The organism is Pseudomonas brassicacearum subsp. brassicacearum, assembly GCF_008801605.1.
Lineage (GTDB): Bacteria > Pseudomonadota > Gammaproteobacteria > Pseudomonadales > Pseudomonadaceae > Aquipseudomonas > Aquipseudomonas brassicacearum.
The window spans coordinates 301797-327583 of sequence record NZ_VZPJ01000005.1; the positions used below are offsets into that span (position 1 = coordinate 301797).

General features: G+C 59.3%; 23 protein-coding genes and 3 tRNA genes. 3 read left to right on the forward strand and 23 right to left on the reverse strand.

Annotated features, from left to right (window positions below; genetic code table 11):
* Positions 1–83 precede the first annotated feature (83 nt).
* Positions 84–932, forward strand: a complete 849-nt coding sequence (gene nadC / locus F7R20_RS14650) for a carboxylating nicotinate-nucleotide diphosphorylase (protein WP_003197731.1) — start codon at positions 84–86, stop codon at positions 930–932.
* Between the two features lie 38 nt (positions 933–970).
* Here nadC and F7R20_RS14655 read toward each other — a convergent pair whose 3' ends face one another.
* Positions 971–1276 carry a DUF6388 family protein gene (locus F7R20_RS14655; RefSeq protein WP_003197729.1) on the reverse strand — a complete coding sequence of 102 codons (306 nt, stop codon included), beginning with the start codon at positions 1274–1276 and terminating at the stop codon, positions 971–973.
* Positions 1277–1583: 307 nt separating this feature from the next.
* Here F7R20_RS14655 and F7R20_RS14660 point away from each other — a divergent pair, with 307 nt between their 5' ends.
* Positions 1584–2132: a hypothetical protein gene (locus F7R20_RS14660; RefSeq protein ID WP_003197727.1), complete on the forward strand. Its 549-nt coding sequence runs from the start codon at positions 1584–1586 to the stop codon at positions 2130–2132.
* A 9-nt stretch (positions 2133–2141) separates the two neighbouring features.
* On the opposite strand, the gene F7R20_RS14665 is transcribed toward F7R20_RS14660, so the two are convergent.
* From F7R20_RS14665 to rlmE, 16 genes are all read right to left on the reverse strand, one after another.
* A tRNA-Thr gene (locus F7R20_RS14665) sits at positions 2142–2217 on the reverse strand.
* A 125-nt stretch (positions 2218–2342) separates the two neighbouring features.
* A complete protein-coding gene (pnp, locus tag F7R20_RS14670; protein WP_003197725.1) occupies positions 2343–4448 on the reverse strand; it encodes a polyribonucleotide nucleotidyltransferase in 2106 nt (701 codons plus the stop codon).
* Positions 4449–4642: 194 nt separating this feature from the next.
* On the reverse strand, positions 4643–4912 hold the full coding sequence (gene rpsO / locus F7R20_RS14675) for a 30S ribosomal protein S15 (protein ID WP_003197723.1): 270 nt from the start codon (positions 4910–4912) through the stop codon (positions 4643–4645).
* A 143-nt stretch (positions 4913–5055) separates the two neighbouring features.
* Entirely contained in the window at positions 5056–5973 is a 918-nt protein-coding gene (gene truB, locus F7R20_RS14680; RefSeq protein WP_003197722.1) for a tRNA pseudouridine(55) synthase TruB, read from the reverse strand.
* A gap of 3 nt (positions 5974–5976) precedes the next feature.
* Entirely contained in the window at positions 5977–6378 is a 402-nt protein-coding gene (rbfA, locus tag F7R20_RS14685) for a 30S ribosome-binding factor RbfA (RefSeq protein WP_003177871.1), read from the reverse strand.
* 159 nt (positions 6379–6537) lie between these two features.
* On the reverse strand, positions 6538–9057 hold the full coding sequence (gene infB / locus F7R20_RS14690) for a translation initiation factor IF-2 (RefSeq protein ID WP_003197719.1): 2520 nt from the start codon (positions 9055–9057) through the stop codon (positions 6538–6540).
* 27 nt (positions 9058–9084) lie between these two features.
* Positions 9085–10566 carry a transcription termination factor NusA gene (gene nusA, locus F7R20_RS14695; RefSeq protein ID WP_003197716.1) on the reverse strand — a complete coding sequence of 494 codons (1482 nt, stop codon included), beginning with the start codon at positions 10564–10566 and terminating at the stop codon, positions 9085–9087.
* A 59-nt stretch (positions 10567–10625) separates the two neighbouring features.
* Positions 10626–11084, reverse strand: a complete 459-nt coding sequence (gene rimP / locus F7R20_RS14700; RefSeq protein WP_013692254.1) for a ribosome maturation factor RimP — start codon at positions 11082–11084, stop codon at positions 10626–10628.
* Positions 11085–11224: 140 nt separating this feature from the next.
* Positions 11225–11301 (reverse strand) — tRNA-Met (locus F7R20_RS14705).
* Between the two features lie 97 nt (positions 11302–11398).
* Positions 11399–11484, reverse strand: a tRNA-Leu gene (locus F7R20_RS14710).
* A gap of 21 nt (positions 11485–11505) precedes the next feature.
* Entirely contained in the window at positions 11506–11889 is a 384-nt protein-coding gene (gene secG / locus F7R20_RS14715) for a preprotein translocase subunit SecG (RefSeq protein WP_003197714.1), read from the reverse strand.
* A 4-nt stretch (positions 11890–11893) separates the two neighbouring features.
* Entirely contained in the window at positions 11894–12649 is a 756-nt protein-coding gene (gene tpiA / locus F7R20_RS14720) for a triose-phosphate isomerase (protein ID WP_003197712.1), read from the reverse strand.
* Positions 12650–12715: 66 nt separating this feature from the next.
* Positions 12716–14053, reverse strand: a complete 1338-nt coding sequence (glmM, locus tag F7R20_RS14725) for a phosphoglucosamine mutase (RefSeq protein WP_003197710.1) — start codon at positions 14051–14053, stop codon at positions 12716–12718.
* 16 nt (positions 14054–14069) lie between these two features.
* A complete protein-coding gene (gene folP / locus F7R20_RS14730; protein WP_003197708.1) occupies positions 14070–14921 on the reverse strand; it encodes a dihydropteroate synthase in 852 nt (283 codons plus the stop codon).
* 8 nt (positions 14922–14929) lie between these two features.
* Positions 14930–16840 carry an ATP-dependent zinc metalloprotease FtsH gene (gene ftsH / locus F7R20_RS14735; protein WP_013692252.1) on the reverse strand — a complete coding sequence of 637 codons (1911 nt, stop codon included), beginning with the start codon at positions 16838–16840 and terminating at the stop codon, positions 14930–14932.
* 200 nt (positions 16841–17040) lie between these two features.
* Entirely contained in the window at positions 17041–17673 is a 633-nt protein-coding gene (gene rlmE / locus F7R20_RS14740) for a 23S rRNA (uridine(2552)-2'-O)-methyltransferase RlmE (protein ID WP_003177853.1), read from the reverse strand.
* A gap of 105 nt (positions 17674–17778) precedes the next feature.
* Here rlmE and F7R20_RS14745 point away from each other — a divergent pair, with 105 nt between their 5' ends.
* A complete protein-coding gene (locus tag F7R20_RS14745) occupies positions 17779–18087 on the forward strand; it encodes a YhbY family RNA-binding protein (protein ID WP_003197704.1) in 309 nt (102 codons plus the stop codon).
* A 10-nt stretch (positions 18088–18097) separates the two neighbouring features.
* Here F7R20_RS14745 and F7R20_RS14750 read toward each other — a convergent pair whose 3' ends face one another.
* The 6 genes from F7R20_RS14750 to dnaJ form a co-directional block, all read right to left on the reverse strand.
* On the reverse strand, positions 18098–18502 hold the full coding sequence (locus tag F7R20_RS14750) for a hypothetical protein (RefSeq protein ID WP_003197702.1): 405 nt from the start codon (positions 18500–18502) through the stop codon (positions 18098–18100).
* Positions 18503–18530: 28 nt separating this feature from the next.
* Positions 18531–19007, reverse strand: a complete 477-nt coding sequence (greA, locus tag F7R20_RS14755) for a transcription elongation factor GreA (RefSeq protein ID WP_027911987.1) — start codon at positions 19005–19007, stop codon at positions 18531–18533.
* A 2-nt stretch (positions 19008–19009) separates the two neighbouring features.
* Positions 19010–22231, reverse strand: coding sequence for a carbamoyl-phosphate synthase large subunit (carB, locus tag F7R20_RS14760; RefSeq protein ID WP_003197699.1), 3222 nt, complete (start codon positions 22229–22231; stop codon positions 19010–19012).
* A gap of 105 nt (positions 22232–22336) precedes the next feature.
* Positions 22337–23473: a glutamine-hydrolyzing carbamoyl-phosphate synthase small subunit gene (carA, locus tag F7R20_RS14765; protein WP_003197697.1), complete on the reverse strand. Its 1137-nt coding sequence runs from the start codon at positions 23471–23473 to the stop codon at positions 22337–22339.
* A 255-nt stretch (positions 23474–23728) separates the two neighbouring features.
* Entirely contained in the window at positions 23729–24535 is an 807-nt protein-coding gene (gene dapB / locus F7R20_RS14770; RefSeq protein WP_003197696.1) for a 4-hydroxy-tetrahydrodipicolinate reductase, read from the reverse strand.
* Positions 24536–24544: 9 nt separating this feature from the next.
* On the reverse strand, positions 24545–25669 hold the full coding sequence (gene dnaJ, locus F7R20_RS14775; RefSeq protein WP_003197693.1) for a molecular chaperone DnaJ: 1125 nt from the start codon (positions 25667–25669) through the stop codon (positions 24545–24547).
* Between the last annotated feature and the right edge of the window lie 118 nt (positions 25670–25787).

The window sequence follows — 25787 nt, forward strand, 5'->3', positions numbered from 1 at the left end:
GAAATGAGGAAATGTTGCGAGGACGCGACCAAATGCAGGTTTCGACACCCTATAATCAGGCCACTTTGTTTGTGGAGCCCGTTATGCCGAATCTACGCCTCGCCGATCTGACCGCCGAAATCGAAGCCAACGTGCGCCGTGCGTTGCTTGAAGACATCGGCAGCGGCGACATCACCGCGCAACTGATCCCCGCCGAACGCCTGGCCAAGGCCACCATCATCACCCGCGACGCGGCGATCATCAGTGGCACGGCCTGGGTCGATGCCGTGTTCCGGCAACTGGACCCGCGTGTCGCGGTGCATTGGCAAGTGCGCGACGGCGACCGGGTCAACCCCGATCAAGCGCTGTTCCATCTGGAAGGCCCGGCCCGCTCGCTGCTGACCGGCGAACGCAGTGCGCTGAACTTCCTGCAAATGCTTTCCGGCGTTGCCACGCGGGCCCGTTACCTGGCCGACTTTGTCGCCGGCACCCAGGTCAAGCTGCTGGACACCCGCAAGACCCTGCCGGGGCTGCGCCTGGCCCAGAAGTACGCGGTCACCTGCGGTGGCTGCCATAACCACCGCATCGGCCTGTACGATGCCTTCCTGATCAAGGAAAACCACATCGCCGCCTGCGGCGGGATCGCCCAGGCCATCGCCGCCGCCCACAAGATCGCACCGGGCAAACCGGTGGAAGTCGAAGTGGAAAGCCTGGCGGAATTGAAAGAAGCACTGGCGGCCAACGCCGACATCATCATGCTCGACGAACTGAGCCTGGACGACATGCGTGAAGCCGTACGCCTCAATGGCGGCAAGGCGAAGCTGGAAGCCAGCGGCGGGATCAACGAAAGCACGTTGCGCCCGATTGCCGAGACCGGGGTGGACTACATCTCGATCGGCGCGATGACCAAGGATGTGAAGGCAGTGGATCTGTCGATGCGCTTGAGCCTCTGACAACAAAAAACGCCAGCCTTGAAAGGCTGGCGTTTTGTTCAGACCACCAGATTGTTCATCTCGCAGTACTCATCCCATTCCACACCCAGCACCTCGGCCGCTTCCTTGTGCAATGCAAGGCGCTGCGTCTCGAATTCTTCAGGCGTGCTGGTGTACTTGAGCGTCAACTCCCAAGGCTGCAGCCCCTGGGCTTCGGCCTCGTCCTCGAACGCCCATTGGATCTGGTCTTTCTGATCGTCGGCAGACAAGTCCTTGATCTCTTCCAGCAACTGGGGCGCATCCAACACGTACTTTTTCAGAGCTTCTTCGTGCCTGGCTTCCTGGGTCAATTCTTTAACAGTCATGGCGTTCTCGTTGATCTGGGGAATGGAAGATGGATCTGGATCATCAAGGATCTCTCTGACGCAAAAAAACCGTGTGAAGCCCGGTCTATCTGGCCTTCAGAACCATTCGGGGATCATCTGAAAACTGCTGGGCGATGCACATGCAGGCAATGAATATAGGACGTTTTGCCGACGATTTACACGGTTCTTTACATCTATCCCACAAAAAAAACCATGCGCATGAGAAACCAGGAGAGCCTGGGAACATCTGTCAAAATAACCAGTCATAGCCATGTGCCATGCCGGCACTTCACAAGGAACCCCAGTGATGCGCAGCTTTTCGAAACGTTCGTTGACCCGGCTTGCTACCGCGACCTTGCTGCTCGGCAGCCTGACTTTGGTCGACGCTGCCCAAGCAGCTGTTGAAGTCTCCTCTGATGGGCCGTCTTCCGACGACGCTATTCCTGCCCTTCGTTATGACCGATTTGATAAGTACGTACTCGTCAAGACCAATGTCAGCGTCAGCGCCTTGGAAAACCTGCCAAAAACCGTAAAGAACAATGCTGAAGAACTGGAAAACCAGAAACGCGTCCTCAGCGAGCAGGCCCGTCAGATCGAAGAACTCAAGCGCAACAGTGGCTCCAGCTCCACCTCCAGCAGCAAGGAAATCGACGAGCTCAAGCGCACCATCAAGGAACAGGAACGCGACCTGAACGATCTGGGCAAGCAAGTGGAAGAACTCAAGCGCAATAGCGGCTCCAGTTCGAGTTCGAGCAACAGCGAGATTTCGTCCCTGAAACGGGAGCTCAGCGATCAGGATCGCGAGATGGATCAGCTCAAACGCACGGTCGAGGATCTGAGCAGGAAAGTGAAATAACGAGGGGAATGGTGCCCGAGACAGGAATCGAACCTGCGACCTTCGCGTTACGAGTGCGCTGCTCTACCGACTGAGCTACACGGGCGGTGGCTAAACCTAGCATCGTCCCCTGTGGCCAGGCAACCCGCGACACAGGGATTTTCACCACACAGCAAAACGCCCCGAACCAGTCGGGGCGTTTGCTTGTTCAGCGGTCAGGCGAAGGGGTGATTAAACGCCCGATGCCTTGGCTGCTGCGACGTCCTTGATGGACAGCTTGATACGGCCGCGGTTGTCCACGTCCAGTACCAGCACTTCCACTTCCTGGCCTTCTTTGAGGATGTCGGTCACTTTCTCGACGCGAGCATCGCTCAGCATGGAGATGTGAACCAGACCGTCCTTGCCCGGCAGGATGTTGACGAACGCGCCGAAGTCGACGATGCGCTCAACCTTGCCGACGTAGATCTTGCCGATCTCGGCTTCTGCGGTGATACCCAGGACGCGCTGGCGTGCTGCTTCTGCCGCTTCCTTGGTTTCGCCGAAGATCTTGATCGAACCGTCGTCTTCGATGTCGATCGAAGCCTTGGTTTCTTCACAGATCGCACGGATGGTCGCGCCGCCTTTACCGATGACATCACGGATTTTGTCGGTGTCGATTTTCATCGCGATCATGGTCGGAGCGTTTTCCGACAGTTCGGTACGGGACTGACCGATGATCTGGTTCATCTGACCGAGGATGTTCAGGCGCGCTTCCAGGGCCTGGCCCAGGGCGATTTCCATGATCTCTTCGGTGATGCCCTTGATCTTGATGTCCATCTGCAGTGCGGTGACGCCTTTGGCGGTACCGGCCACTTTGAAGTCCATGTCGCCCAAGTGGTCTTCGTCACCCAGGATGTCGGTCAGGACGGCGAATTTCTCGCCCTCTTTGACCAGACCCATGGCGATACCGGCAACCGGAGCCTTCATCGGCACACCGGCGTCCATCAGGGCCAGGGAAGCGCCGCAGACCGAAGCCATCGAGCTCGAACCGTTGGACTCGGTGATTTCCGATACCACGCGGATGGTGTACGGGAACACGTCAGCGGCAGGCAGCATGGCCTGGACCGAACGACGGGCCAGACGGCCGTGACCGATTTCGCGGCGACCGGCGCCACCCATGCGACCACACTCGCCCACCGAGAACGGAGGGAAGTTGTAGTGCAGCATGAACGGGTCTTTCTTCTCGCCTTCCAGGGTGTCCAGCAGTTGCGCGTCACGGGCGGTGCCCAATGTTGCAACGACCAGCGCCTGGGTTTCGCCACGGGTGAACAGTGCCGAACCGTGGGTCTTTGGCAGAACGCCGACTTCGATGTTCAGCGGACGTACGGTACGGGTGTCGCGACCGTCGATACGCGGCTTGCCGTTGACGATGTTTTCGCGAACGGTGCGGTATTCGATTTCACCGAAAGCGGCCTTGACGTCGCTGGCCGATGGCTGGCCTTCTTCGCCGGACAGCTTGGCAACGACCTGGTCTTTCAGCTCGCCCAGGCGCGCATAACGGTCGGCCTTGACGGTGATGGTGTAGGCCTGGGAGATCGCTTCGCCGAACTCGGCACGGATCGCGCCCAGCAGCTCGGTGGCTTCGGCTTGCGGAGCCCAGGTCCAGGTTGGCTTGGCGGCTTCGGCGGCCAGTTCCTTGACGGCGTTGATCACCACCTGGAACTCGTCGTGGGCGAACAGCACCGCGCCCAGCATCTGGTCTTCGGTCAGCTCTTTGGCTTCGGATTCAACCATCAGCACGGCTTCGGAAGTACCGGCCACGACCATGTCCAGGCTCGAAGCCTTCAGTTGCTCGTAGGTCGGGTTCAGCAGGTAGCCGGTGCTTTCGTGGAACGCAACGCGGGCAGCACCGATCGGGCCATCGAAAGGAATGCCGGAGATCGCCAGGGCAGCCGAGGTACCGATCATCGCAGCGATGTCCGGATCGGTTTTCTTGCTGGTGGAGACGACGGTGCAGACAACCTGCACTTCGTTCATGAAGCCTTCTGGGAACAGCGGACGGATCGGACGGTCGATCAGTCGGGAAGTCAGGGTTTCTTTCTCGGAAGGACGGCCTTCGCGCTTGAAGAAACCGCCAGGGATCTTACCGGCAGCGTAAGTCTTTTCCTGGTAGTGAACAGACAGAGGGAAGAAGCCCTTGCCTGGATCGGCTTGCTTGGCACCGACAACGGTCACCAATACGCTGACGTCGTCGTCAACGGTGACCAGCACTGCGCCGGAGGCCTGACGGGCGATACGGCCAGTCTCGAGGGTAACGGTCGACTGACCGAACTGGAATTTTTTGATTACCGGGTTCACGGTGTCCTACCTTCTTTGTGGCTCTTGGGGAACTTGTCTTCTTGCGAAATTCTTGGGCAATGGCGGGAATCGGCCCGACGTCTGTCCAGGGTAAAACGTGTATCCAGATAAAACTTGAGGCTGGGAGCCTGCCATGCGCCAGCGGGAAACCCACTGACGTACGACAGACCACCAACCTCTAGCGCAATCGCTGATTAGCGACGCAGACCCAGGCGAGCGATCAGAGCGCTGTAACGGCTCACGTCCTTGCCTTTCAGGTAGTCCAGCAGCTTACGACGCTGGTTTACCATGCGGATCAGACCACGACGGGAGTGGTGATCTTTACCGTTGGCCTTGAAGTGACCTTGCAGTTTGTTGATGTTGTGGGTCAGCAGTGCAACTTGCACTTCTGGCGAACCAGTGTCACCAACAGCTTGCTGGTAGTCAGCTACGATTTGAGCTTTTTCTTGAACGTCGAGAGCCATGAGGCAATCCTTTTAGTCAGGAAACTGTTTCAAGGAAACAGCTTCAACAGGCCAGGGACAAATCCCTGTATCTATAAATGAGTAGTGACCGTGCCTGTTAACAGCCACACTCGCCAACCTGCTGTTACGCAGGCTGGTTCCGGTCATTCCGACCGAATCAGTCGACGCGGCGCAATACGCCCGTCTTCGCTCACTTCACCGATACCGATGAAGCGACCGTTATGATCCTGCACCCGGACCATGCCGAACTTCGGCGCATCCGGGGCACGTACCGGCTGGCCGTTGAGCCAGTAGAACGCACTGTGTTCCGAGAACTGCAACAGCGGCCAATCCAGCAAGCCGCTGTCCGATGGCATCAGGAAACGGTCGACCGCTTCGTTGCCGCCTTCGGCATGTACCGCTTCAAGCTCTTCCAGCGTGACCGTCTGGGCCAACGTGAAAGGCCCGGCCTGGGTCCGTCGCAATTCTGCCACGTACGCGCCACAGCCGAGCTGTTCACCAATATCCTCCACCAGGGTCCGGATATAGGTGCCCTTGCTGCAATCCACGGCCAGCCGCGCAGTATTACCGTCAAAGGCCAGCAATTCCAAGCGCGCAATAGTAACAGAACGCGGCTCGCGCTCCACTACTTCGCCTGCCCGGGCCAGTTTATACAAGGGCTGGCCATCACGCTTCAGAGCCGAGTACATCGGCGGTATCTGACTGATTTGCCCACGAAAAGCTGGCAGCACGGCTTCGATATCAGCCTGACCAACGGTCACCGGGCGCTCGAGCAAAACCTCACCTTCGGCATCCGCCGTGGTGGTGGTCTTGCCCAGTTGCGCCAGGGTTTCATAGCCCTTGTCGGAATCGAGCAGGTACTGGGAAAATTTGGTCGCCTCGCCAAAGCACAGCGGCAGCACGCCGGTGGCCAGCGGATCGAGGCTACCGGTATGCCCGGCCTTTTCGGCATTGAGCAGCCAGCGAACCTTCTGCAACGCCGCGTTGGACGTGAACCCCAGCGGCTTGTCGAGCAGGATGATACCGCTGACGTTACGACGGATACGTTTGACCTGAGCCACCGATTACTCCTTGGTGTCTTCGGGTTCAGCCGCAACCGGATGCTGGCTGTCTTCAGCCACGGCGCGTTCGATCAGGGCCGACAGATGCGCACCACGCACGACGCTTTCGTCATAGTGGAAGTGCAGCTGTGGGACGCTGCGCAGCTTCATCTCCCGGGCCAGCTGCATACGCAGGAAGCCGGCGGCCGAGTTGAGCACCTTGATGCTCTGGGCGATTTCTTCGGCGCTATCCTGGCCCATCACGGTGATGAAAATCTTGGCATGACCGACGTCACGACTGACTTCCACTGCGGTAATGGTGACCAGGCCGACGCGCGGGTCTTTGACTTCGCGACGGATCAGTTGGGCCAGCTCACGCTGCATCTGATCGCCGATTCGTTGGGTACGGCTGTATTCTTTTGCCATGTCTTGTTACCTGTTACTGCCCCACGGTGAAACCCGCGAGGTCTGAAAGCGGCAAACGCCCGGCCTGGCAAAAGCCAGACCGGGCGTTGCGTTTAGAGTCTGCCAACGAAGCAGCGCATGTTAATGCGGCTACCCGGTGCAGCTCTTGAAGTGCGCGAGTCAGAGGCTGCGAGCAACCTGGACCTTCTCGAAGACTTCGATCTTGTCGCCGACCTTGACGTCGTTGTAGCTCTTGACGCCAATACCGCATTCCATGCCGGCACGTACTTCGGAAGCGTCATCCTTGAAGCGGCGCAGGGATTCCAGCTCGCCTTCGAAGATCACGATGTCTTCACGCAGTACACGGATCGGACGGTTACGGTGAACAACACCCTCGATCACCATGCAACCGGCGATGGCACCAAACTTCGGCGAACGGAACACGTCGCGAACTTCGGCCACACCCAGGATGTTCTCCCGGACGTCGCTGCCCAGCATACCGGTCAACGCTTTCTTGACGTCTTCGATGATGTCGTAGATCACGTTGTAGTAACGCATATCCAGGCCTTCCTGCTCGACGATCTTGCGAGCGCCGGCATCGGCGCGCACGTTGAAGCCGAACAGTACAGCGTTGGAGGCCAGAGCCAGGTTGGCGTCGGATTCGGTGATACCACCGACACCGCCACCGACCACACGCACTTGCACTTCGTCGTTACCCAGGCCATTCAAGGCGCCGTTCAACGCTTCCAGCGAGCCACGGACGTCGGATTTGAGGACGATGTTGAGCGTCTTCTTCTCTTCCTGACCCATGTTCTCGAAGATGTTTTCCAGCTTGCCAGCGTGAGCACGAGCCAGTTTGACTTCGCGGAACTTGCCTTGACGGAACAGAGCCACTTCACGGGCTTTCTTCTCGTCAGCCACAACGCTCATCTCGTCGCCAGCATCCGGGGTGCCGTCCAGGCCGAGGATCTCGACCGGGATAGCGGGACCTGCTTCCTTGATGGACTTGCCGTTCTCGTCGAGCATGGCACGTACACGGCCGTAGTTCGAACCGACCAGCACCATGTCGCCTTGGCGCAGGGTACCGTCTTGAACCAGGACGGTCGCAACCGGGCCACGGCCCTTGTCGAGGCGCGATTCAACGACCACACCACGGCCTGGAGCCGAAGGCGTAGCGGTCAGTTCCAGAACCTCGGCCTGCAACAGAACGGCTTCGAGCAGTTCGTCAACGCCGGTACCCATCTTCGCCGAGACCGGAACGAATGGAGTGTCGCCACCCCACTCTTCGGAGGTCACGCCGTGGACCGACAGTTCGCTGCGGATGCGATCGAGATCGGCGCCCGGCTTGTCGATCTTGTTCACCGCAACCACCAGCGGCACGCCAGCTGCCTTGGCATGCTGAACGGCTTCGATGGTTTGCGGCATCACGCCGTCGTCCGCTGCAACCACCAGGATCACGATGTCGGTCGCCTTGGCACCACGGGCACGCATCGCGGTAAACGCGGCGTGACCCGGGGTGTCGAGGAACGTCACCATGCCGCGGTCGGTTTCAACGTGGTAAGCGCCGATGTGCTGGGTAATGCCGCCAGCCTCACCTGCCGCAACCTTCGCACGACGAATATAGTCGAGCAGGGACGTTTTACCGTGGTCAACGTGACCCATGACGGTCACGACCGGAGCACGGGAAACCGCCTCACCTTCAAACTTCAGGGACTCGGCCAGGGAATCTTCCAGGGCGGTGTCGCTGACCAGGGTCACTTTGTGGCCCAGCTCTTCAGCAACCAGTTGGGCAGTTTCCTGGTCCAGTACCTGGTTGATGGTGGCTGGCGTACCCAGCTTGAACATGAACTTGATGATTTCAGCAGCCTTGACCGACATCTGCTGGGCCAGATCGCCCACAGTGATGGTCTCGCCGATCTTCACTTCACGCACGACAGGGCCGGTAGGGCTCTGGAAACCGTGGGCGTTGCGCTTCTTCAGCTTGGCCTTGCCGCGACCGCCACGACGGAAGCCATCGCTTTCCTCGTCGGTGGTACGTGGTGCAACGCGTGGCGCTGGTGCCTTTTCCTTGACCGAAGCACGATGAGGCGCGTTCTTGCGCTCGCCATCGCCACTGCCACGACGGTTGTCGTCGGCACGTGGTTTGTCCGGACGACGCTGTTCGTCGCGCTTGCGAGTATCGGCTGGAGCCGCAGCCGCAGCCACGACTGGAGCAGCTTCGCGCACAGGTTCGGCTACCGGGGCAACAGCCTCGACGGCTTCTACCGGAGCAGCTTGCGCAGCAGCAGGCTGGCGACGCGCTTCTTCTTCGGCGCGACGCTTGGCTTCTTCTTCAGCCTTCTGACGAGCAGCATTTTCTACTGCGCGACGTTCTTCCTGTTCGCGTTTGCGCTCGGCTTCGATTTCTTCCGGGCTGCGCTGTACGAAGACTTTCTTCTTGCGTACTTCAACGCTGATGCTTTTGCTACCGGCAACACGCAGGGTGCTGGTGGTTTTACGCTGCAGAGTGATCTTGCGCGGTTCTTCCACTTTCGCCTTGTGACTGCTCTTCAGGTGAGTCAGCAGGGACTGCTTCTCACTGTCGGTCACATGTTCCTCGGCGGCGGTGTGCGGCAGACCTGCCTCACGCATCTGCTGCAACAGGCGCTCTACCGGTGTTTTGACCTCATCGGCCAGTTGTTTCACCGTGACTTGCGTCATGCACTTCTCTCCTCAGGCCGCGCCTAATTACTCGAACCAGTGGGCTCGGGCGGCCATGATCAACTTGCCGGCACGATCATCGTCAATGCCGTCGATGTCGAGCAGATCGTCAATAGACTGCTCGGCCAGGTCTTCGCGGGTAATTACGCCGCGCACCGCCAGTTCCATCGCCAAATCCTTGTCCATGCCCTCAAGCGAGAGCAGGTCTTCGGCCGGATGGGCGTCTGCCAGCTTTTCCTCAGTAGCGATGGCTTTGGTCAACAAACGATCCTTGGCCCGAGCGCGAAGCTCGTTGACGATCTCCTCGTCAAAGCCGTCGATGTTGAGCATTTCCTCCACCGGTACGTAGGCAATCTCTTCCAGGCTGGTAAAGCCTTCATCCACCAGCACCTGCGCCAGCTCTTCATCGACTTCAAGCTCGTCGATGAAGTTGCGCAGGATGTCGCCGGTTTCAGCTTGCTGTTTAGCCTGGATGTCCGATTCGGTCATCACGTTCAGGGTCCAGCCAGTCAACTGGCTGGCCAGACGCACGTTCTGACCACCGCGACCGATGGCCTGAGCCAGATTGTCTGCGCCAACGGCGATGTCCATGGCGTGGGCATCTTCGTCGACGATAATTGCCGCCACTTCAGCAGGCGACATGGCATTGATCACGAACTGAGCCGGGTTGTCGTCCCACAGGACGATGTCCACGCGCTCGCCGCCCAACTCGCCGGATACGGCCTGGACACGCGAACCACGCATGCCGATGCAGGCGCCTTGCGGGTCGATGCGCTTGTCCTTGGAGCGGACCGCGATCTTGGCACGCGATCCCGGATCACGGGAGGCGGCCATGACTTCGATCAGGCCTTCAGCAATTTCCGGCACTTCGATGCGGAACAACTCGATCAGCATTTCCGGCGCGGTACGCGACAGGATCAGCTGCGGGCCGCGGTTCTCGGTGCGGATTTCCTTGAGCAGCGCACGCAAACGCACGCCAACCCGGAAAGTTTCGCGAGAGATGATGTCTTCGCGAGCCAGCAACGCTTCGGCGTTGTTGCCCAGGTCGACGATCACGTTGTCGCGGGTCACTTTTTTCACGGTGCCGGAGATGATTTCCCCCAGGCGCTCGCGATAAGCGTCGACGACTTGCGCGCGCTCGGCTTCGCGAACTTTCTGCACAATAACCTGCTTGGCAGTCTGTGCAGCGATGCGACCGAACTCGATGGACTCGATTTTTTCTTCTACTACATCACCAACCTTGGCACCCGGATGCGTTTCTGCAACCTTGCTCGGCCAGGTTTCGATAGCCGGATCATCCAGGTCGGCTTCCTCGACCACCGTCCAGCGACGGAAAGTCTCGTAGGCACCGGTGTGGCGATTGATTTCCACACGCAAATCAACTTCGTCTTCAAACCGCTTCTTGGTAGCAGTGGCCAGAGCCAGCTCCAGCGCTTCAAAAATAACGTTAGCCGGTACGCCCTTTTCATTGGATACCGACTCAACAACCAGCAGTACTTCTTTGCTCATCGTACGCCTCGCCTTTCGCAAGCCATTGGATCCGCGGGATCCGCAGTATCTGGCACGTATCAGTCAAAACTGGGAATAATGTTGGCCTTGTCGATCATATCGATCGGCAACAGGAACTCATGGTCATCTACCTGCACCACGACGTCCTGCTCTTCTACACCGCGCAGAAGGCCTTGGAAGTTGCGTCGACCTTCGAAAGGCGAGCGCAGCTTGATCTTCACTTGTTCACCGGCAAACGAAGCGAACTGTTCAAGTGTGAACAGGGGGCGCTCCATGCCAGGCGAGGAAACTTCAAGGGTGTATTCGGAGGTGATTGGATCTTCAACATCCAGTACACCGCTGATCTGACGGCTGACGATGGCGCAATCATCCACCAACACGCCGCCTTCCTTATCGATATAAACGCGCAACAGTGAGTGGCGACCTTGAGCCGAGAACTCAATACCCCAGCATTCATAGCCAAGGGCCACGACCACCGGGGCCAACAAGGCCTGCAACTGTTCTAGCTTGCTCGACACCTGAACCCCCTCGTGCATGTTTGTGCATGCTGTGCAAATAAAAAAAAATGGGCGAATCGCCCATCCCTGAAACGCCGTCGAACAGCGGCGTTATAAAGTGTCCAGCTAACAAAAAGCCCCTTGGAAGGGGCCCCTGAAACTGGTTGCGGGAGCCGGATTTGAACCGACGACCTTCGGGTTATGAGCCCGACGAGCTACCAGACTGCTCCATCCCGCGACAAAGCTGGGGCGGAAGTATACGACCGATCCCTTACAGGGTCAATGTAACCCTTCCACCTACAAGAAAGCCCGCAATCGCGGGCTCTCCTGATAATTGGTACCGAGAAGGGGACTCGAACCCCTACACCCTATGGGCACAACCACCTCAAGGTTGCGTGTCTACCAATTCCACCACCTCGGCAATACAGCGTTTGAAACCTTCTTACTTCTGCTCTTGAGCTGGAGGTACGTCAGTCGCCGGGTTGGCCGACTTTTGCTCTTGAAGCACCGGGACATCATCAGAAGCCGGCTGTTGCTTTGGCGCTTCCAGTACCGCTGGGTTTGGCAAACCTACTTGAGTCAGCTCATGAGCTTTCTCTTTAGCAAAGTAACCTAACCCTAAGCTGGTCATGAAGAAACCGGCGGCAAGTATAGCAGTAAACTTACTAAGAAAGGTAGAGGAACCTTGGCTTCCGAACACAGTATTTGAAGCACCTGCACCGAAAGACGCACCAGCATCCGCACCTTTACCCTGCTGCAGCAATACGAGAGCAACTACGCCCAGTGCACCCAGCAGATGAAAAACGACTACGACTGTTTCCAGCATTTTTTCAGTTTCCCGCGGCGCGACAAATCGCACCGAACTCATCTGCATTCAGGGACGCTCCACCAATGAGCCCCCCATCGATATCCGGCATGCCGAACAGTTCGACCGCATTGGCCGCCTTCACGCTGCCGCCGTATAGAAGCCGCACACCTCGTGCCACTTCAGAATTCTCTGCCGCCAACTGTGCGCGGATGGCTGCGTGCACATCCTGCGCCTGTTGCGGCGAAGCAGTCAGCCCGGTGCCAATGGCCCAGACTGGCTCGTAAGCAATGATTGCCTTTGCAAAAGCACCGACACCCAGGTCTTCGATGATGCTGCCCAGCTGACGCCCGACAACTTCAAGGGTCTTGCCGGCTTCACGCTGCTCGAGGGTTTCCCCTACGCACAACACCGGAATCAGACCACAGCCCTGGGCCGCAGCAAACTTGCGGATCAAGGTCTTGTCCTGCTCGCCCATGATCTGGCGACGCTCGGAATGCCCGACCAGGACCAGGGAGCAACCTGCATCCAGCAACTGACTCGGCGCAATTTCACCAGTCAGCGCACCTTGCATGGATTCCACCGCAGAATTCTGCGCACCGACCGAAATCGATTTGCCTTTCAAGCCATCAATCACTTGATTGATAAACAGGCAAGGCGGGAATACCGCAACATCAACACCGCTTGGCAAGGCCAGATGACGAAGGCCATTGATCAGCTCAGCGACGCTGGCGCGGGTACCGTGCATCTTCCAGTTACCAGCTACCATAGGGCGACGCATGCTGTACCTCGTCGGTCAAAGTGGGCGCAGATGTTACCCAACCGATTCATGACTGGCAAGCCGAATTCAGGCAGAAACTTCAGTAACCAGTTTTGCCAGCTCTTCGGCATAACCGCGAACTTGCGCTTCATCCTCCCCTTCGACCATGACACGCACCAAAGGCTCTGTGCCGGACTTGCGCAACAACACACGCCCACGCCCCGCCATCGCCTGTGTCACATGCTCACTGGCCTGCTTGACCTTCGCATGCTCGAGAGGATTTACACCGCCACCGAAACGCACGTTGATCAACACTTGCGGGCATTTGCGCAATGCCTGGCGCGACTGCGCGAGGCCTTCGTTACGCGCCTTGAGCGCCATCAGCACTTGCAGGGCTGCAATGATCGCATCACCTGTGGTGGTATGGTCGAAGCACACGATGTGGCCGGAGTTCTCGCCCCCGATCACCCAGTTGCGCTCCAGCAGCTCCGAGATCACATAGCGGTCACCCACGTTAGCCCGCACGAACGGAATATCCAGGTCCGCCAGGGCCAGTTCAAGCCCAAGGTTGCTCATCAACGTACCAACCACGCCGCCCTGCAGCTTGCCGCGCCCATGCAGGTCACGGGCAATGATGAACAGCAGCTCGTCACCATCGACGACCGTGCCGGTGTGATCGACCATCAAGACCCGATCACCGTCGCCATCGAAGGCGATCCCGAGATCGGCCTGCTCAGCCAGCACCGCGGCCTGTAACGCCTCGGTATGGGTGGAGCCACAGTTATGGTTGATGTTCAGGCCATTAGGCTGGGCGGAAAGTACCACCACCTCGGCGCCCAGCTCGCGAAAGACGCTCGGCGCAACTTTATAGGTTGCCCCGTGGGCGCAATCGACGACGACTTTCAGGCCGGAAAAGCTGGTACCGGTCGGCACACTGCCTTTGCAGAACTCGATGTAGCGACCCGATGCATCGTTGATCCGCGACACTTTGCCGATCTTGCTCGACTCAACCACAGTCATCGGCGTGTCCAGCAGCTCTTCGATCATCAGCTCGATATCATCCGGCAGCTTGGTACCCTGGCCGGAGAAGAACTTGATGCCGTTGTCATCATGAGGGTTGTGCGAGGCACTGATCACGATGCCTGCCTGGGCCTGGAACGTACGCGTCAGGTAGGCAATGGCTGGCGTCGGCATCGGGCCCAGCAGCATCACATCGGCACCCGCCGACGTCAGGCCGGCCTCGAGTGCCGATTCGAACATGTAGCCGGAAATTCGCGTGTCCTTGCCGACCAGCACCTTGCAAGCGCCCATTTTGCGGAACGCCATGCCGGCCGCCCAGCCGAGCTTGAGCATGAAATCAGGGGTAATAGGGTATTCGCCGACCCGACCACGAATCCCGTCGGTGCCAAAGTATTTCTTGCTCATAAGTGCTCCGTCATTCTTATTCGGCTGAATCCACAGCTGCGATCATCCGCACGACATCCATCGTTTCGGCTACATCGTGCACGCGCAATATACGCGCGCCCTTGGCAAGGGCCAAGGCAGCCAGCGCGAGACCGCCATACAGGCGTTCGCCCACCGGGCGGCCCAAGGCATTGCCTATCATGCTCTTTCGCGAGACCCCAACCAACAGGGGCCGCCCCAAGGCATGCAAGGCTTCCATATGCTTGAACAGGCTCAGGTTGTGAGCCAGGGTCTTGGCAAAGCCGAACCCAGGGTCAAGGATGATCCGCTCGGCGGGAATGCCCGCGGCGACACACTGGTCCAGACGCTCCACCAGGAATTCACCCACCTCCCTGGTCACATCATCATAGTGCGGGTCATTCTGCATGGTCCCCGGCTCGCCGAGCATATGCATCAGGCACACCGGCAACCCGGTGGCCGCCGCAGCGTCCAGGGCACCATCGCGCCGCAGGGATCGAACATCATTGATCAAGCCCGCCCCCAGTCGCGCAGTCTCACGCATGACCGCAGGCGTGGACGTATCGACGGAGATAATGACATCAAGTTCGCGATGGATACGCTCGACAATCGGCGCCACTCGCTCCAGCTCTTCGGTCGGCGAGACCGCACGCGCGCCCGGCCGGGTCGATTCACCACCCACATCAATCAGCGTTGCGCCCGCGACCACCATGGCCTCGGCGTGCCGCAGCGCAGCATCGAGCTGGCTGAATCGACCACCATCGGAAAAGGAATCAGGCGTGACATTGAGAATGCCCATGACATGCGCATGGGCCAAATCAAGAACCCGGTTGCCGCAAGGCAACCGGGTCGAGGACTGAACAGAAGTCATTTCAAGCCTTAGACATCAGCGGCCGGACCGCCAATCGGTGTTTCCGGACGCTCACCCTGTACAGCCGGAGGTGTACCGGAGGTGCCAGTACCACCCGACCAGTCACGAGGCTCGCGAGGTACGCGACCCGCCATGATGTCGTCGATCTGCTCGGCATCGATGGTTTCATACTTCATCAGGGCATCGGCCATGGCATCGAGCTTGTCACGGTTGTCCGTGAGAATCTGCCGGGCTGTGCCGTAACACTGGTCGATGATGCTGCGCACTTCGGAATCGATCAGCTTGGCCGTTTCGCCAGAGAAGCTTGCATGCTGGCCACCGCCACCACGACCGAGGAATACTTCTCCCTCTTCTTCGGCATACATCAGCGGCCCCAACTTCTCGGACAGGCCCCACTTGGTGACCATATTCCGGGCGATCTGACTGGCACGCATGATGTCGTTGGACGCGCCAGTGGTCACACCATCGAAGCCCAGCGTCATCTCTTCAGCGATACGACCGCCGTACAACGAACAGATCTGACTGATCAATGCACGCTTGGACAGGCTGTAGCGATCCTCTTCCGGCAGGAACATGGTCACGCCCAGGGCGCGACCGCGCGGAATGATCGAGACCTTGTAGACCGGATCATGCTCAGGCACGACACGACCGACGATCGCGTGACCCGCCTCGTGATACGCAGTGTTCTGCTTTTCTTTCTCCGACATGACCATGGATTTGCGCTCTGCGCCCATCATGATCTTGTCCTTGGCCAGCTCGAATTCCTTCATTTCCACGACGCGCTTGCCGGTACGAGCAGCGAACAGCGACGCCTCGTTGACCAGGTTCGCAAGGTCGGCACCGGAAAAGCCCGGCGTACCACGCGCAATGACTGCCGGGGCGACGTCGTCACCCATTGGCACCTTGCGCATATGAACCTTGAGGATCTGCTCGCGGCCACGAATGTCCGGCAGCCCCACCACGACCTGGCGGTCGAAACGACCTGGACGCAACAGCGCGGGGTCGAGCACGTCAGGACGGTTGGTGGCGGCAATCACGATGATGCCGTCGTTCATTTCGAAACCGTCCATCTCGACCAGCAACTGGTTGAGGGTCTGTTCACGCTCATCGTGACCGCCACCCATGCCGGCACCACGGTGGCGACCGACGGCGTCGATTTCGTCGATGAAGATGATGCATGGCGCGTGTTTCTTGGCCTGCTCGAACATGTCGCGAACACGACTGGCGCCCACGCCGACGAACATCTCGACGAAGTCGGAACCGGAAATCGTGAAGAACGGCACCTTGGCTTCACCGGCAATCGCCTTGGCCAGCAAGGTTTTACCAGTACCTGGCGGGCCTACCATCAGTACGCCGCGCGGGATACGACCGCCCAGGCGTTGGAACTTGCCCGGATCACGCAGGAACTCAACCAGCTCGCCGACTTCTTCCTTGGCTTCGTCGCAACCCGCGACGTCGGCCAGGGTGGTTTTCACCTGGTCTTCGGAAAGCAGCCGGGCCTTGCTCTTGCCAAAGCTCATCGGCCCGCCCTTGCCTCCACCGCCGCCCTGCATCTGGCGCATGAAGAACATGAACACGGCGATGATCACCAGGATCGGGAAGCTGGCGACCAGGAGCTGGGTCCAGATGCTTTGCTGCTCAGGCTGCTTGCCTTCGACCACGACATGGTTGTCCACCAGGTCGCCGATCAGGCCATTGTCCTGGATTGCCGGGCGAATGGTCTTGAAGCTGTCGCCATCGGTGCGCTTACCGGTAATCACATAGCCATCAACGGCTACGCGCTCGACCTTGCCATCCTTGACCTGCTGGATGAAGTCGGAATAGTTGAGGGTCTGCGGCTCGTTAGGGCTGGAGAAGTTGTTCATCACGGTCACAAGGACAGCGGCGATGATCAACCACAGGATCAGATTCTTTGCCATATCGTTCAATTAACTACCCTCTGAAGCAAGCTCCGCTACTGGCGCGCGCTTCGCATGATATTCACCGGCCTAACTTACTACATTACCTACGACTCTGGCAGGCGCCGTCTGTAACCCTTTGTGAAACACTTTCTACACAATATTCGCTAATGCTCACGGGACGAAATACGAAAAACCTATCGCCCCGGTCGAAAAACCTCTTATTCCTCACTGCGACCACGGAAACCACGGCCCAGCAGGTACTGCTCACGGGAGCGATCACGCGATGATTTCGGCTTGCGCGTCGTGACCTTCTCGAACTGCTTGCGCACGCTTTTGTGGTATTCGTCGAAGCCTTCACCCTGGAAGACCTTGATCAAAAAATCACCACCTGGCTTCAACACCCGAGTCGCAAGATCCAGTGCCAACTCGCACAGGAACATCGATCGCGGCATATCAACAGATGCCAATCCACTCATATTGGGGGCCATATCGGAAATCACAAGGTCCACCTCGTTTTTTCCAACCGCTTCAAGGATCTGCGCCAGTACGGCGTCCTCGGTAAAGTCGCCCTGAATGAAGGTCACATCCGGGATGCTGTCCATTTCCAGGATATCGGAAGCGATCAGTGTGCCTTGCCCACCAATCAGACGACTGGTCACTTGGGACCAGCCACCCGGGGCGGCGCCCAAGTCGATCACGCTCATGCCTGGACGGATCAGACGGTCTCTTTCCTGAATCTCCAGCAGCTTGTAGCTGGCACGGGAACGATACCCGTCTTTTTGCGCCATTTTCACGAATGGGTCGTTGAAATGCTCTTGCAGCCATTTAAGACTTGTCTTGGAACGGGCCACGGGCCACCTCAAAAATAAAACGGGTCGTGATTAAGTGGGCGGTCCCGGACTTGCTCGGGTAAACTGGCCGCCGCTTTTTACAAGATCAGACGCAGGGGTCAGATTATGCCGCTCACTCAAGAGCAGAAGAAACAATACAAATCCATTGGCCACCATCTGAAACCGGTTTTGACTGTGGCTGACAACGGTTTGACTGAAGGTGTACTCGCCGAACTGGAGCGCGCCTTGAGCGATCACGAGCTGATCAAGATCAAGCTCAACATCCTCGACCGCGAAGCCCGCCTGGCTGCCGTTGCCGAACTGTGCAAGACCGGCAAGGCAGACCTGGTACAGGTCATCGGCAAGATGGCGCTGATTTATCGCAAGAACTTCAGCGTCAACAAGCAACTGTCGAACGTTCACCGCTTCAAGTGATGTCAAAGGGTCAAGGGTGTGCCTCGCACACCCTGCCGCTCCACCCGGGAACCGGTTGCAACACCAGCACCAATCCGGAAAAACCCAGCACCAGGTAACTGAATGCCTGCCACTGGCTCGCATCCGGCCAGCCGAGACGCACCGCAAAGAACATCCCGCACGCGTACAACGACATGAGCAACAATTGCCCACGAATGTCGCGCCATAGACTGGCAAGGCCCTCGGCCTGAACCAGCACCAAAGCCTGAAACATTACGCACGCCGCGGAGAAACCCACCAGCAGCGCCGTCAGCATGCCTGCGATTTCATCGATGAGCAGCGGCGCCAGGCCGACTCGACCCAGCACCGGCAGCAAACCGACGTGCAACAACCAGACGCCGCCCACCCACAACATCTGAGTGAGCTGCCAGATCATGGCGCCCGCTCGCAGCGGGCGCCTTCGTTCAGATGTGACGGACTTCGACAATCTCATACTCGATGACACCACCTGGCGTCTTCACCACCACCACATCGCCCTCTTCCTTGGCAATCAAGGCGCGAGCGATGGGCGAACCAACGGAGATCTTGCCGAGCTTGATGTCTGCCTCGTCCTCACCAACGATCTGGTAAGTGACGCTTTCATCGGTCTCGACGTTGGCGATTTCCACGGTAGTGCCAAAGATCACCTTGCCGGTGTGCGGGATCGTCGTGACATCGATGATCACCGCATTCTGCATGCGACCTTCGATATCACGGACACGCGCCTCGACCATCCCCTGCTCCTCTCGGGCAGCGTGGTATTCGGCGTTTTCCTTGAGATCGCCCAGCTCACGCGCTTCACCGATAGCCTGGCTCAAGCGCGGGCGCTCGACCTTGGTCAGGAAAGCATGTTCTTCTTCCAGGGCCTTCGCGCCCTGAACTGTCATCGGGTACTTGGTTATGCTCATGCCTTCAATCCTGCATGTAGATCCTGCAAGCGACGCACGGTCTTCTCGGGACCGAACTTGAGCGCTTCGCAGATCGCTTCGCCCGCAGCAATGGTCGTGGTGCAATAGATCTTGTGCTGCAGCGCATTGCGACGAATGGAGTAGGAATCGGCGATCGACTGACGACCTTCGGTGGTGTTGATGATCAGCGTGACTTCGTCATTCTTGATCATGTCGACCACGTGCGGACGCCCCTCGGTCACCTTGTTCACGCGGCGCACTTTCAGGCCTGCCGCTTCGATAAGCCTGGCAGTACCGGCAGTGGCGACCACTTCGAAGCCCAAGTTGATCAGATCACGGGCTACACCTGCAACCAGTGGCTTGTCGTCATCACGCACGCTGATGAACGCCGTGCCGCCAGTCGGCAACACTTCGCTGGCGCCCATCTGGGCCTTGGCGAAAGCTTCACCGAAGGTATCGCCCACACCCATCACTTCACCGGTGGACTTCATCTCAGGGCCGAGGATCGGGTCGACGCCAGGGAACTTGGCGAACGGGAACACCGCCTCTTTCACGCTATAGAAGTTCGGAATGATTTCCTTGGTGAAATTCAGTTCCTTCAGGGTTTTACCAGCCATGACCCGGGCAGCGATCATCGCCAGGGAAACACCGATGCACTTGGAGACGAACGGCACGGTCCGGGAAGCGCGCGGGTTGACTTCGATGACGTAGATGTCTTCGCCCTGCAGGGCCAGTTGCACGTTCATCAGGCCGATAACGCCCAGTTCCAGGGCCATTTTCTTGACCTGTTCGCGCATCTCGTCCTGGATGTGCGCCGGCAGCGAGTAAGGCGGCAACGAGCAAGCGGAGTCACCGGAGTGAACGCCCGCTTGTTCGATGTGCTGCATGATCGCGCCAATCACCACGTCCTTGCCGTCGCTGACCGCATCCACGTCCATTTCGATGGCGCAGTTGAGGAAGTGATCCAGCAGCACCGGGCTGTCGTTGGAGACCTGGACCGCTTCACGCAGGTAGCGCTTGAGCTCGTCTTCTTGATAGACGATTTCCATCGCACGGCCGCCCAGTACATAGGACGGACGCACCACCAGCGGATAACCGATCTTGGCGGCGGCACGAATCGCCTCGTCTTCGCTGCGCACGGTGGCGTTTGGCGGCTGGCGCAGGTTCAGGCGCTCGACCATCTGCTGGAAGCGCTCACGGTCTTCGGCGCGGTCGATCGCATCCGGGCTGGTGCCGATGATCGGCACGCCAGCGGCTTCAAGGGCGCGCGCCAGTTTCAGCGGAGTCTGGCCGCCGTACTGGACAATCACGCCTTTCGGCTTCTCGACGCGGACAATTTCCAGCACGTCTTCCAGGGTCACTGGCTCGAAGTACAGGCGATCGGAGGTGTCGTAGTCGGTGGACACGGTTTCCGGGTTGCAGTTGACCATGATGGTCTCGTAACCGTCGTCGCGCAGGGCCAGTGCCGCGTGTACGCAGCAGTAGTCGAACTCGATGCCTTGGCCGATCCGGTTAGGACCGCCACCCAGGATCATGATCTTGTCGCGCGTCGATGGCGCGGCTTCGCACTCTTCTTCGTACGTGGAGTACAGGTAGGCGGTATCGGTGGCGAACTCGGCCGCGCAGGTGTCGACGCGCTTGTAGACCGGGAACACTTCCAGCTTGTGGCGATGCGCACGCAGGCTCTTCTCGGTCACACCCAGCAACTTGGCCAGGCGCATATCGGAGAAGCCTTTGCGCTTGAGGCGGAACATCATGTCGCGGTCGATGCTGGACATGCCCAGGGTCTTGACCTTCTCTTCTTCCTTGATCAGATCTTCGATCTGCACCAGGAACCAAGGGTCGATCATGTTCATGCCGAAGATCTGCTCGACGGTCATGCCGGCACGGAAGGCATCGGCCACGTACCAGATACGCTCGGCGCCCGGCACGGTCAGCTCGCGCTTGAGCACGCTCATGCTTTCCGGGTCGGCCAGGTCCAGCTTCGGATCAAGACCGCAGACGCCCACTTCCAGGCCGCGAAGGGCTTTCTGCAAGGACTCCTGGAAGGTCCGGCCGATGGCCATGACTTCACCGACCGACTTCATTTGGGTGGTCAGGCGGGCATCGGCCTTGGCGAACTTCTCGAAGGCGAAGCGTGGCAGCTTGGTGACGACGTAGTCGATGGACGGTTCGAAGGACGCCGGGGTCTTGCCGCCGGTGATGTCGTTCGACAGCTCGTCCAGGGTGTAGCCCACGGCCAGCTTGGCAGCGACCTTGGCAATCGGGAAACCAGTGGCCTTGGAAGCCAGGGCCGACGAACGGGATACCCGCGGGTTCATCTCGATGACCACCATGCGACCGGTGTTCGGGCAGATGCCGAACTGGACGTTGGAGCCGCCGGTTTCCACGCCGATCTCGCGCAGTACCGCCAGGGAGGCGTTACGCAGGATCTGGTATTCCTTGTCGGTCAGGGTCTGGGCTGGTGCGACGGTGATCGAGTCACCGGTGTGCACGCCCATCGGGTCGAAGTTCTCGATGGAGCAGACGATGATGCAGTTGTCCTTTTTGTCGCGGACAACTTCCATTTCATATTCTTTCCAGCCGATCAGGGATTCGTCGATCAGCAGTTCCTTGGTCGGCGACAAGTCGAGACCACGGGCGCAGATTTCTTCGAATTCTTCACGGTTGTAGGCGATGCCGCCACCGGTGCCGCCCATGGTGAAGGACGGACGGATGATGCAGGGGAAGCCAAGGCGTTCCAGGACGGCGTTGGCCTCTTCCATGCTGTGGGCGATGCCCGAGCGTGGGCAGTCCAGGCCGATGGATTTCATCGCCTTGTCGAAGCGCGAACGGTCTTCGGCCTTGTCGATGGTGTCGGCGTTGGCGCCGATCATTTCCACACCGAACTTCTCCAGGACGCCTTCGCGCTCCAGGTCCAGGGCGCAGTTCAGCGCGGTCTGGCCACCCATGGTCGGCAGCAGCGCGTCCGGGCGTTCCTTCTCGATGATCTTGGCAACGGTCTGCCACTTGATCGGCTCGATGTAGGTGGCGTCGGCCATGGCCGGGTCGGTCATGATGGTGGCAGGGTTGGAGTTCACCAGGATGACGCGGTAGCCCTCTTCGCGCAGGGCTTTACAGGCCTGGGCGCCGGAGTAGTCGAATTCGCAGGCCTGGCCGATCACGATCGGGCCAGCGCCGAGAATCAGGATGCTTTTTATGTCTGTACGTTTTGGCATGGGTTTGTCACTCAAATCCGCAGGTCAGTCGGCTAGGCCGTCGAACAATCTTTGTAGCGCCCGAAGGGGCCGCCGTATTCGGGGCCGCCTTCGGGCTTCACGCAGTCAGCGTCGCTTGGCCATCTCATTGATGAAGCGATCGAACAGCGGCGCCACATCGTTCGGGCCCGGGCTGGCTTCAGGGTGGCCCTGGAAGCTGAACGCGCTCTTGTCGGTACGCTCGATACCTTGCAGCGTGCCGTCGAACAGCGACTTGTGAATCGCGCGCACGTTGGCCGGCAGGGTGGCTTCGTCCACCGCAAAACCGTGGTTCTGGCTGGTGATCATCACCACGCCGGTATCCAGGTCCTGCACGGGGTGGTTGGCACCGTGGTGGCCGTGACCCATCTTCAAGGTCTTGGCGCCCGAAGCGAGGGCCAGCAACTGGTGACCGAGGCAGATACCGAATACCGGGATCTCGGTTTCCAGCACGTCCTTGATCGCCTGGATCGCGTAGTCGCAAGGCTCCGGGTCACCCGGGCCGTTGGACAGGAACACGCCATCGGGCTTGAGGGCCAGGACGTCGGCGGCCGGGGTTTGGGCCGGCACCACGGTGACGCGGCAACCACGCTCGACCAGCATGCGCAGGATGTTCAGCTTGACGCCGTAGTCGTAGGCCACCACGTGGTAAGGCAGCTCGGAAGCCTCGATCGTCGCGTGACTGTCGGTCTTCAGGTCCCAGACCGTGGAGCGCCATTCGTACTGCTTCTTGGTGCTGACGACTTTCGCCAGGTCCATGCCCTTGAGGCCAGGGAAGCCCTGGGCAGCGGCGATGGCGGCTTCTTCGGAAATGTTGTCGCCGGCCATGATGCAGCCGTTTTGCGCGCCTTTTTCCCGAAGGATGCGGGTCAGGCGACGGGTGTCGATACCGGCGATCGCCACAACGTTGTTGGCTTTCAGGTAATCGGACAGGGACATCGTGTTACGCCAGTTGCTCGCTACCAGCGGCAAGTCACGGATGACCAGGCCGGCGGACCAGACACGATCAGACTCGGCGTCTTCCGGCGTGGTGCCGGTGTTGCCGATGTGCGGGTAAGTCAGGGTAACGATTTGTTGGGCGTAGGAAGGATCGGTAAGAATTTCCTGATAGCCGGTCATTGCGGTGTTAAACACCACCTCACCAACGGTCTGACCGTCGGCTCCAATGGCTTCGCCGCGAAAAATGCTGCCATCAGCAAGGGCGAGTATGGCTGGCTTAGTCAAGAAGACCTCCCGTAAATAAAGCCTGAAAGGGCGATCGCAGGTTGTAAAAAAGCGGAGTGACGTATGGACACGTCACCCCGCTTCTTCACTGAATTATTCTGCGCGCTTTTAGTGGACACACTAAAGCTGTAGCTTACAGAAAAAGGCTTTTTTGGTCCACCGCTAATGAGCCTTAAAGGCAGGGGAATGCGACAGGCCGTCGCGAAGCGGTGTAAAACGGGGCTCAGTATAACCTGAACCCCGCACTTAAGGGCATCAACGCAGGTCGAGAACGTCCTGCATGTCGTACAAACCAGGCTCGCGGCCATCCAGCCACAGCGCGGCACGTACAGCACCCTTGGCGAAAGTCATCCGGCTCGACGCCTTGTGGGTGATCTCCAGGCGCTCACCCTCAGTGGCGAACAGCACGGTGTGGTCGCCCACCACATCACCACCGCGCACAGTGGCGAAACCGATGGTGCTGCGCTCACGCGCACCGGTGTGCCCCTGGCGCCCATACACGGCCACTTCCTGCAGGTCGCGACCCAGAGCATCGGCAATCACTTCACCCATGCGCAAGGCCGTACCCGAAGGCGCGTCGATCTTGTGCCGGTGATGCGCCTCGATGATTTCGATATCCGCATCGTCACCCAAGACCCGGGCCGCCATGTCCAGCAGCTTCAGCGACAGGTTCACGCCCACGCTGAAGTTCGCGGCGAACACGATCGGAATGTCTTTGCCCGCATCGGCCAGCAATTGCTTTTGCGCAGCGTCCAGACCCGTCGTACCGATCACCATGGCCTTGCCGTGCTTGCGGCAGATCGCGAGGTTTTTCAGCATCACTTCCGGCAGGGTGAAATCGATCAGCACATCGAACTCGTCGAGCACTTTCTCCAGGCCGCCGGACATCGGCACGCCGATACGCCCCAACGAAGCCAACTCGCCCGCATCGGCGCCTACCAGCGTACTGTCGGGCCGAACGATGGCCGCCGTCAGGCCGGAAAGCGGCGAGCGTTGCTGCACCGCCTCGACCAGCGCCTTGCCCATGCGCCCCGCAGCGCCCATCACAGCTATACGTCGCATGCGAACTCCTTACAGGTCGCCGAAGAAGCGCTTCACGCCTTCGAACCAACCAGTGGTTTTCGGGGAGTGGCTGTTGTCATCCGCCAACGAGTTGCGGAATTCTTCCAACAACTCACGCTGACGCCGACCCAGATTGACCGGAGTCTCCACCGCCACGCGGCACATCAGGTCGCCCGCACCGCCGCCACGCACTGGCGCGACGCCTTTGCCACGAATCCGGAACTGCTTGCCGGTCTGCGTGCCCTCGGGGATTTTCAGCTTGACGCGACCGTCGAGGGTCGGGATCTCAAGCTCACCACCCAAGGCCGCATCGACGAAGCTGATCGGCACTTCGCAGAACAGGTGCTTGCCGTCGCGCTGGAAAATCGCATGCTCGCGCACGTTGATGACCACATACAGGTCGCCAGTCGGGCCGCCCTGGGCACCCGCCTCGCCTTCGCCGGACAGGCGAATGCGGTCACCAGTGTCGACACCGGCCGGCACTTTGACCGACAGCGTCTTGTACTCTTCGACACGCCCTTCACCGTGGCAGGAGTCGCACGGATCGGAAATGATCTTGCCTTGGCCATGGCAACGCGGACAGGTCTGCTGCACCGAGAAGAAGCCCTGCTGCATGCGGACCTGGCCGATGCCGCCGCAGGTTGGACACGTAACGGGCGAGGAGCCCTTCTTGGCACCCGAGCCATCGCACGGCTTGCAATTGACCAGCGTTGGAACACGGATATTGACGGTAGTACCGCGCACCGCCTCTTCCAGGTTCAACTCCAGCGTGTAGCGCAAATCGCTGCCACGCTGGGCGCCGCCACGGGCACCGCCGCGACCGCCACCGAAGAAATCGCTGAACACATCACCGAAAATATCGGAGAAGTTCTGACCGCCGAAACCGGCACCGCCGCCACCCATGCTTGGGTCGACGCCGGCATGACCGTACTGGTCGTAAGCCGCGCGCTTGCTCGAATCGGACAGTACTTCGTAGGCCTCGTTGGCCTCCTTGAACATCTCTTCCGACGCTTTGTCGCCGGGATTACGGTCCGGGTGGTGCTTCATCGCCAGGCGACGATAGGCCTTTTTCAGGTCTGCCTCGCTGGCCCCCCGCTCGACACCCAATACTTCGTAAAAGTCACGCTTTGCCATTAGTCTTTGCACTCTTATAGGACGTCCGGCAAACCTCTCCTGAACCTTGCCAAACTCGTTGAGCCCCAATACAGGCCCGGACCCAACTCACGTCAATTCATCAACGATCCTGGTCTTT

Excerpts from the sequence above, each read along its gene's own strand:
- dnaJ (WP_003197693.1), bottom strand. The coding sequence starts at position 25,669 with ATGGCAAAGCGTGACTTTTACGAAGTATTGGGTGTCGAGCGGGGGGCC.
- infB (WP_003197719.1), bottom strand. The coding sequence starts at position 9,057 with ATGACGCAAGTCACGGTGAAACAACTGGCCGATGAGGTCAAAACACCG.
- carB (WP_003197699.1), bottom strand. The coding sequence starts at position 22,231 with ATGCCAAAACGTACAGACATAAAAAGCATCCTGATTCTCGGCGCTGGC.
- F7R20_RS14660 (WP_003197727.1), top strand. The coding sequence starts at position 1,584 with ATGCGCAGCTTTTCGAAACGTTCGTTGACCCGGCTTGCTACCGCGACC.
- F7R20_RS14750 (WP_003197702.1), bottom strand. The coding sequence starts at position 18,502 with ATGATCTGGCAGCTCACTCAGATGTTGTGGGTGGGCGGCGTCTGGTTG.
- secG (WP_003197714.1), bottom strand. The coding sequence starts at position 11,889 with ATGCTGGAAACAGTCGTAGTCGTTTTTCATCTGCTGGGTGCACTGGGC.
- ftsH (WP_013692252.1), bottom strand. The coding sequence starts at position 16,840 with ATGGCAAAGAATCTGATCCTGTGGTTGATCATCGCCGCTGTCCTTGTG.
- nusA (WP_003197716.1), bottom strand. The coding sequence starts at position 10,566 with ATGAGCAAAGAAGTACTGCTGGTTGTTGAGTCGGTATCCAATGAAAAG.
- F7R20_RS14745 (WP_003197704.1), top strand. The coding sequence starts at position 17,779 with ATGCCGCTCACTCAAGAGCAGAAGAAACAATACAAATCCATTGGCCAC.
- glmM (WP_003197710.1), bottom strand. The coding sequence starts at position 14,053 with ATGAGCAAGAAATACTTTGGCACCGACGGGATTCGTGGTCGGGTCGGC.
- dapB (WP_003197696.1), bottom strand. The coding sequence starts at position 24,535 with ATGCGACGTATAGCTGTGATGGGCGCTGCGGGGCGCATGGGCAAGGCG.
- folP (WP_003197708.1), bottom strand. The coding sequence starts at position 14,921 with ATGACTTCTGTTCAGTCCTCGACCCGGTTGCCTTGCGGCAACCGGGTT.
- nadC (WP_003197731.1), top strand. The coding sequence starts at position 84 with ATGCCGAATCTACGCCTCGCCGATCTGACCGCCGAAATCGAAGCCAAC.
- rpsO (WP_003197723.1), bottom strand. The coding sequence starts at position 4,912 with ATGGCTCTCGACGTTCAAGAAAAAGCTCAAATCGTAGCTGACTACCAG.
- tpiA (WP_003197712.1), bottom strand. The coding sequence starts at position 12,649 with ATGCGTCGCCCTATGGTAGCTGGTAACTGGAAGATGCACGGTACCCGC.
- rbfA (WP_003177871.1), bottom strand. The coding sequence starts at position 6,378 with ATGGCAAAAGAATACAGCCGTACCCAACGAATCGGCGATCAGATGCAG.
- F7R20_RS14655 (WP_003197729.1), bottom strand. The coding sequence starts at position 1,276 with ATGACTGTTAAAGAATTGACCCAGGAAGCCAGGCACGAAGAAGCTCTG.